The organism is Paratractidigestivibacter sp., assembly GCF_052362415.1.
In the GTDB taxonomy this organism is placed as follows: Bacteria; Actinomycetota; Coriobacteriia; order Coriobacteriales; family Atopobiaceae; genus Paratractidigestivibacter.
The window spans coordinates 1-2,521 of the sequence record NZ_DAWEMK010000127.1; the positions used below are offsets into that span (position 1 = coordinate 1).

Genomic DNA, 2,521 nt, shown 5'->3' on the forward strand with positions numbered 1-2,521 from the left:
CCTCCCAGCGCGCCTGCGCCCATGCGAGCGCACGGCGCAGCGCCGCCTCGATGACGACGGAGAGCAGCACGATCGCGAGCGTCCAGGCAAAGAGGTCGGGTGTGTCGAGGTAGACCTTCGCGTTGTACAGATTGATGCCGATGGAGGGGTCTGGCAGGCCGATGACCTCGGCCGCGATGCCCGACTTCCACGAGAGCCCGACCGCGAGCGAGACCCCCGCGCGCAGGTACGGAGCGACCTCTGAGGCATAGATCGTCGTCACGCGCCGCCAGTCGCGCACACCGAAGACATCGGCCATCTCGAGCAGCGCTGGGTCGGTTTGGTCGATGCCTTCGAGCACGTTGGTGTACACGATCGGCATCGCCATCAGAAACGAAATGATTATCGACAGCCGGCGTGAAGGAACCCAGATCAAGACGAGGATCACGAAGCTCGCCACCGGCGCCGCCTTCACAGCTCCTACCAGCGGAGCGGCGAGCGTGTGGACCGCTCGCCAGCGACCGGCGGCCGCGGCGAGCGCCACGCCGACCACGACCGCGAGTATAAAGCCCACAGCGATCCGTGCCAGCGAGAGCCCGACCGCACCCCAGAACTCCCCCGCCTGCGCGAGCTCGACGAGACGCGCCGCGACCTCGGCGGGGCCCACGAGGATGATTCGGGAGCTGATGGCCTGCGCCGCGAGCTGCCAGACGACGAGCCAGAACGCCACGGCGAGCGCCCGCTCCCCCCAAACGGGAAGCGAGCGCGGTGCGGGCTTCTTGCCCGTCGGTTGGTTGCGTGTGGCTCGGTCGCTCAAAGCAGGAGCTAGGCGATGTAGTAGAAGTCGTCGCCGGGGAGCTTGCCGCCCACGGCCTGGGCGTTCTGATCCGCAAGCTCCTCGAGGTAGCCGCCGAGCTGGACCTTCATGTCGTCGCCAGAGACGAAGGTGATGTTGCACGCCGGGAGGGCCTTCTTTGCGACAGCCTCGGGGACGATGTCGTACTTGCCCACGAGCGCCGCCGCGTCGTCGGTGTTCGCGTTGACGAACTCGACGGACTCCTGATAGTGCTCGAGGAAGGTGCTGAGGGCCTCGGGGTGCTCGTCGGCGAACTCGCTGCGGACGATGGCGACGCCGGTGATGAGGTTGCCGTCCTTGCCCTCGGCCTCGCTCGCGGCGGCCCATTCCTTATTGAGGTCGAGCGCGACGCGGATCTGGTCGTTCTTGGCCTGGGCGGTGGTCACGAAGGGCTGCGGGAGCATGGCGATGGCGGTCGCGTCCTGGGTCAGGGCGGCGACGCACTCGGAGTGCTCGGACTTCCACTCGATGGTCACGTCGGTCTCGGGGTCGAGGCCGTTGGCCTTGAGGACGTACTCGAGCGCGTACTCGGGCGTCGCGCCCTTGCCAGCGGAGTAGATCGTCTTTCCCTTGAGGTCGGCGACGGTGTGGACCGTGTCGCCGAGCTCGCAGATGTAGAGGACGCCCAGCGTGTTGATGGCGATGACGCGGACGGCGCCGGAGGTCTTGTTGTAGAGGACGGAGGCCAGGTTGGCGGGGACGGCGGCGATGTCGACCTCGGACTTGGAGATCAGGGGCGCGACCTCGTCGGCGGATGCGACGATCTGGAAGCTGTAGTCCTCGTCCTTGAGGTTGCCGTCGTCGACCTCGCTCATGAACTTGACGAGCCCCATGGCGGTCGGGCCCTTGAGCGCGGCGGCGCGAACGGCTACGGGGGCGGCGTCGGCCTTGGCGGCGTCGTCGTCCTTCTTTGCGTCAGCGGCGGGCTTGGCGTCGTCGGACTTCTGGGAACCGCAGGCAGTGAGCGCGATAGAGCCGAGGCCGCAAGCCACGAGCTGCAGGAACTTACTTCTGGTTAGCATAATCCCCTACTTTCAAACAAACTGTTTGGTGCATGAGCACCATAACACGGCGTCTATTGTAGGGGCGCGGCGTCACGGTGGACGGGCGATATCCAGGGAAGAGCGGTCATGCGGCGGCGAGAGGGGCGAAGGCGGCACGGGGCGATACCGAGCAGCGGCTGGCGGGCGCGGCGAAAAACGCCGCTGTGGCACAGGGCGTAACAAAAAGAGCCGCTGTGGCACGCGATTCCGTGCCACAGCGGCCATTCTTGTCACACGATGTGCCACAGCGGCGATTCTTGCCACGTCGGGACAACCCCGAGCGGAGGAGGTCCTTCGTAGGCGGCGAGTCTACCGAGTGTCCTTCGCGGGCGAGGTGGCGGGCGGCGACGGGCCGGGCCGGCCGCCGGCGGGCGGCAGCGGGACGGAGCCGGACAGCGGGGCGAGACCGGGCAGCGGGGCGGAGCCGGGCGGCGGGTCTAGCGGGAGCCGAGGCCAAGCTTGTCGGCGACGTCGCCAAGCTTCTGGGCCACGTCGTTCACGGCGCCGCTGATGCCGTCGATCTTTCCCGCCACCTCGCGGGCCTTGTCGGCATACTCGTCGACCACGCCGGTGAGGCTGCCGTCAGAGGAATCACTGGAGCCATCTTTTTTGCTGGAAGAGCCGCTCTTCTTATCCGCGGAGC

The 2,521-nt window shown here is 67.3% G+C and carries 3 protein-coding genes; all 3 read right to left on the reverse strand.

Annotated elements, in window-relative coordinates; genetic code table 11:
- A partial coding sequence (locus ACT84W_RS09605; RefSeq protein WP_444329042.1) for an ABC transporter permease occupies positions 1–709 on the reverse strand: 709 nt, incomplete at its 3' end.
- 95 nt (positions 710–804) lie between these two features.
- Positions 805–1,857 (reverse strand): ABC transporter substrate-binding protein, encoded by a 1,053-nt coding sequence (locus tag ACT84W_RS09610; protein ID WP_444329043.1) that lies wholly within the window; start codon positions 1,855–1,857, stop codon positions 805–807.
- 458 nt (positions 1,858–2,315) lie between these two features.
- Positions 2,316–2,521: hypothetical protein (locus tag ACT84W_RS09615; protein ID WP_444329044.1), on the reverse strand; the 206-nt coding region annotated here is incomplete at its 5' end.

Bases quoted from the DNA above. Each gene is read 5' to 3' on its own strand.
- ACT84W_RS09610 (WP_444329043.1), bottom strand. From the start codon at position 1,857: ATGCTAACCAGAAGTAAGTTCCTGCAGCTCGTGGCTTGCGGCCTCGGC.